The sequence below is a fragment of the Sphingobacteriales bacterium genome, assembly GCA_012517435.1.
Classification (GTDB): Bacteria; Bacteroidota; Bacteroidia; order CAILMK01; family JAAYUY01; genus JAAYUY01.
Map to the genome: position 1 here is coordinate 1 of JAAYUY010000245.1, position 4,993 is coordinate 4,993.

General features: G+C 43.7%; 4 protein-coding genes. 2 read left to right on the forward strand and 2 right to left on the reverse strand.

What is annotated here, in order from left to right; translation table 11 throughout:
• Positions 1 to 77 precede the first annotated feature (77 nt).
• Both ruvB and queG read left to right on the forward strand, forming a co-directional pair.
• Entirely contained in the window at positions 78 to 1,112 is a 1,035-nt protein-coding gene (gene ruvB / locus GX437_13410; protein NLJ08652.1) for a Holliday junction branch migration DNA helicase RuvB, read from the forward strand.
• 7 nt (positions 1,113 to 1,119) lie between these two features.
• Positions 1,120 to 2,037, forward strand: coding sequence for a tRNA epoxyqueuosine(34) reductase QueG (queG, locus tag GX437_13415; protein NLJ08653.1), 918 nt, complete (start codon positions 1,120 to 1,122; stop codon positions 2,035 to 2,037).
• Positions 2,038 to 2,040: 3 nt separating this feature from the next.
• On the opposite strand, the gene GX437_13420 is transcribed toward queG, so the two are convergent.
• Both GX437_13420 and nadC read right to left on the reverse strand, forming a co-directional pair.
• The gene (locus GX437_13420; protein NLJ08654.1) at positions 2,041 to 4,002 is read right to left on the reverse strand and encodes an OmpA family protein; all 1,962 of its coding nucleotides are present in this window, start codon (positions 4,000 to 4,002) and stop codon (positions 2,041 to 2,043) included.
• Positions 4,003 to 4,010: 8 nt separating this feature from the next.
• Positions 4,011 to 4,886: a carboxylating nicotinate-nucleotide diphosphorylase gene (gene nadC, locus GX437_13425; GenBank protein ID NLJ08655.1), complete on the reverse strand. Its 876-nt coding sequence runs from the start codon at positions 4,884 to 4,886 to the stop codon at positions 4,011 to 4,013.
• Positions 4,887 to 4,993: the final 107 nt, after the last annotated feature.

The window sequence follows — 4,993 nt, forward strand, 5'->3', positions numbered from 1 at the left end:
AATCAAATATACATAGCAATTTAAATTTACAACCGCATTTTTTTTCAGAAATTTGCAGGCAAAATAATGACAAAATATTGGCTGACAAGGAAGAAATAAAACGTCCGTTTGATGCGCTGGCTGCTTACGAAAAGGAGTTTGAAAAGGAGTTACGTCCTAAGATTTTCAATGATTTTGTTGGTCAGCAGCAATTGTTGAGTAATCTGATAGTGTTTGTCAAGGCAGCACGTCAGCGTGGCGATTCGCTCGACCATGTCCTGCTTCATGGACCTCCCGGACTGGGTAAAACCACCCTTGCCTATATTTTGTCGAACGAAATGGATGTGGGCATCAAAACCACTTCGGGGCCTGTGCTCGATAAACCTGCTAATCTGGCCGGACTGCTGACCAACCTCGAAAGCGGTGATATCTTGTTTATTGATGAAATTCACCGCCTGAACCCCCTTGTGGAGGAATATCTGTATTCGGCCATGGAAGATTTTAAGATTGATATTCTGATTGATCAGGGGCCTAATGCACGTTCGATTGAACTGAAGCTCAATCCTTTTACCCTTGTCGGTGCTACCACCCGGAGTGGATTGCTGACCTCACCTTTGCGGGCGAGGTTTGGCATTAATGCCCGTCTGGAATATTATACTGCCGAGGAGCTGACCATGATTGTCAGGCGGAGTGCCCAGATTCTGAAGGTGGAAATCGAAGATGATGCGGCATTTGAAATAGCCCGCAGGAGCCGTGGAACTCCACGTATAGCCAACGCTTTGCTCAGGCGTGTCCGTGATTTTGCCCAGATTAAGGCCGATGGAAAAGTAGGCATCGACATCACCCGCTATGGCCTGAATGCGCTGAATGTTGATGAAAACGGACTGGATGAGATGGATAATAAAATATTGCATGCCATCATTGAAAAGTTCAATGGAGGACCGGTTGGCCTCAACACCATTGCCACGGCAGTGAGTGAGGAGCCCGATACCATCGAAGAGGTTTATGAGCCTTACCTGATCAAGGAAGGATACCTTAAACGCACACCTCGCGGACGCGAAGCTACGATAAAATGTTATAAACACCTTGGTATTAAACCAGGTGGCTTTTCTCCTTCTCTCTTTGATTTCTGAAGTTAAGATGGAAATCAGTTTCAGGGAAGAAATAGAAGAAAAAGCCAGAGAACTTGGGTTTAATGCTGTCGGTTTTGCCCGTGCCGGAAAACTGGAGGATGAAGCGGTTCATTTGCAGAAATACCTTTCAGAAGGTAGGCAGGCAGGGATGGATTATCTGCTGAGAAACAGGGAAAAACTACCTGACCCTGCCGTTGATTTTCCTGAGGTACAAAGCATCATCGTATGCCTGCTAAGCTATCAGCCGGCTGAAAGACAAAATCCTGAATGCAGCCTGAAAATATCGGCTTATGCTTATGGAAATGATTATCATATAGTTATTAAAGAAAAACTGAATCAGCTCAGTGATTTTATCAGGGAAAAAAACAAGGGAGCCGTTACAAAAGTATTTTGCGATTCCGGTACTGTACTTGAAAAAGCATGGGCTATCAGGGCAGGACTGGGATGGAGGGGAAAAAATTCACTGGTATTACATCCCCGTCTCGGCTCTTTCTTTTTCATTGGTTTGCTGATGACAAATCTGGATTTACCGGTTGTTCCTGAGATCATGACAGATAAATGTGGCAAGTGTACCCTTTGTCTCGAATCCTGTCCCACGCGGGCACTTGACCCTTATATGATTGACCCCCGTAAGTGTATTTCATACCATACTATTGAAAACAAAGGAGATTGGCCGGAAGGTTTTACTACCTGCGGCTGGATTTACGGTTGCGACATTTGTCAGGAGGTTTGCCCATGGAACAAAGACGTTTTGCCTGCTACTGAAAAAAACTTCCGCATCCTTCCTTTTATACATCAGGCAAATGATCAGGACTGGCTTTCGCTGGATGAAAAAAGCTTCAACGAAATATTCAGCCATTCAGCCATCAGGCGGATGAAATTTTCCGGGCTGAAAAATAATATTACAAGGGTAGTAAAAAAATGAAATTCAGATAGATATGACTTTCAATTCCGTTCGTCTGTTTTTTGCCCTGCCTTCTTCGGTGTCATTGGGTCCTATGGGTTTTGTTTCCCCGTATCCTTTATAGGAAAGACGTGAAGGGTTGATTTTTCCGGTATTCACCAGATAATCATATACCGCTTTTGCCCTGTTTTCAGACAATTTCTGGTTGTAAGCATCATCTCCGTAATTGTCGGTGTGTCCGCTGATTTCGACTTTGGCTGTAGTGTGAAAGTTGAGAAAATCAATGACTTTATTTAATTCAACGTAAGATTCAGGTTTTAAAGTGGCTTTGTCGAAATCGAAGAAAATGTTGTTCAGAACGACCGATTCTCCTGCCTTGAGCGGAGTCATGGGAATACGTTTTTCAAAGGCAGATGATTGTAGCCCTTTTGAGGAAAGATTATCTGAATAAAAGAGATAGCCTTGCCGGGAAGCATTGATCAGGTAGTTTTTTCCGGCAGGTATGGCAATGAGAAATTTTCCTGTTTTTCCGTCAGATGTTGATTTGATAATAGTTTTTCCCGTCTCAAGGTCAATCAGCTCGAAGGCAGCGCCCAGTGGGTTCCGGGTTTCTTTATCATAAACAATGCCTTTGAGATAACACACGGGTTTTGGCCTGAGGTGGGCAGGTATGGAGAAGGAATAAATATCAAGGCCGCCATTTCCGCCTTCTCTGCGGGAGGCAAAGAGGGCTTTGTCGCCCATGGCACTGACAAACAGGCTTATTTCATCTTTTTCGCTGTTGATGGGATAACCCAGGTTTCTGACATTACCAAACTTCCCGTCATTTTTCAGTGTGGCCACATACAAATCGGAAGCACCCATTCCGAGCCTCGATTCTGATGAAAAATAAAGCGTTTGATTGTCGGGGTGAATAAAGGGAGATTGTTCATTTTCAGGGCCGTTCACCTCAGGACCGAGGTTTTCAGGGACACTCCATGAACCGTCTTCATTCCGGGTGCTTTTCCATAAATCAAGTTTTCCGAGCGTTCCGCCCCTGTTGCTGGAGAAATAAATCGTTTTACCGTCAAAAGATATGGAAGGCTGGGTTTCTTTGGCAGAGGTGTTGATCGGGGGCCCCAGGTTTTTTGCCGGTTGCCATTCATTATTAATAAATTCTGAGATGTAAATGTCGCATATCCCATAGCCAAAATCTTTTTCATCGCTGCAAATCGTAAATAACAAATATTTTCCGTCAGGGGAAATGGTAATAGCGCCTTCATTTTTATCCACTTCATTCAGCCAGGGCGGGAGTTTGATGGCGGGTTGCCATACATTATTAATATTTGTGCTGTAAAAAATGTCCTCATTGTAGCGGTAATAATCCAGTTTTGCTTCCGGATATTGATCGAGCTTGCGTGTAAAAAACAAATACTGTTCATCAGCTGTCATGGCAGGCCAGTATTCATCGAGTTCGCTGTTAATCCCACTGCCAAGGTTGACAGGATTGAAAGGAACGGGGTGTTTGATCATAGAGTCGCGATACTCGCAGATTCTGATATTCTGAAGGGCTTTTTTATAAAAATTGTCGCTGATGTTTTCAAACTGAAGAAAACGCTTGAAATACTCAATGGATTTCTGATATTCCTTTACCCGCATCAGCAGGTGGGCATAGTTGAAATAAACCCCATCAAGTTTGGGTTGAATCTGCAACACTTTTTCGTATTGCTTGCGTTCGAGGTCGGTATTACCCTGCTTGTAGTAAATACTGGATAAACGAAGGTAGGCGTCCACATAGTTTGAATCCTCTTTAATGGCTTTGATGAGCAATTGTTCGGCTTCGGCATTTCTACCTTCCATCATCAGCACTGCCGATTGGTTGTACAGGTCGGAGGCTCTTTTATTTTTTGTTCCTGTAAATACTTTTTCAGGCTGCGACATAAGTCTGCAGCCGTTCAGCATGAATACCGAAATGAAAATGAGCAGGATATAGTTTCTGATTATCATAACCTAATTTATTCCTTAACAATTTTCAGGCTCAGGTCGAGAGGTCTGACGGTATGGGTCAGCGATCCGGAGGAAATGTAATCCACTCCTGTTTTTGCATATTCCACAATGTTGGTCTCATTAATACTTCCGGAAGCTTCGGTTTCCAGACGGTGGTCAATCAGACTGACAGCCCTTGCCAGTGTTTCTGTGTCAAAATTATCGAGTAAAACCCGTCTAATGCCTTGTAAACCAAGTATTTCCCTGACATCATCCAGGGTACGGGCTTCCACTTCAATCTCCAGGTCCAAAGCTTTCTTTTTCAGGTATTCCTGTGTTTTCACAACAGCATTTGTGATGCTTCCAGCCGCATCAATATGGTTGTCTTTGATAAGAATCATGTCGTACAGGCCAATCCGGTGATTGACGCCTCCTCCGGTAAAAACTGCCCATTTTTCGAGCAATCTCATTCCGGGTGTGGTCTTTCGCGTGTCAAGGAGTCGGGTTCCGAAAGGTTCAATCATGCGGGTAAGCATTCTTGTTTTGGTGGTGATACCGCTCAGCCTTTGCATGATGTTCAGCACAAGACGCTCGGTGGTCAGGATGGAGGCTACATGCCCGCTGACGCTGAAAGCAAATTCTCCATGCACGACTTCTTCTCCGTCTTGCTTAAAGGGAGTAAAAATCAGGCTTTTGTCATAGAAATGAAAAACCTGTTCAGCTATTGCAATTCCGCATATCCAGCCATGGTCTTTTACCATCAGCCTCGCTGTTCCGCATTGGTCTTTATGGATGGTGGAGAGGGTCGTATGATCTCCGTCACCAATATCTTCATTTAAAGACAATTGAATAAACTGATGGAGATAATGCTGAAATTTTTCAGGAGAAATAAACGGAGGATTCAATTTTATCAGTTTTCTTTTTCAAATTGAAGTTCCTGAATATAGGTTACGTTGTCAATATCCTTGCAAAGGATATAGGTTCTGAATTTTCCGGTAGTAGCCTGCAGATA

Bases quoted from the DNA above. Each gene is read 5' to 3' on its own strand.
- GX437_13420 (NLJ08654.1), bottom strand. From the start codon at position 4,002: ATGATAATCAGAAACTATATCCTGCTCATTTTCATTTCGGTATTCATG.
- queG (NLJ08653.1), top strand. From the start codon at position 1,120: ATGGAAATCAGTTTCAGGGAAGAAATAGAAGAAAAAGCCAGAGAACTT.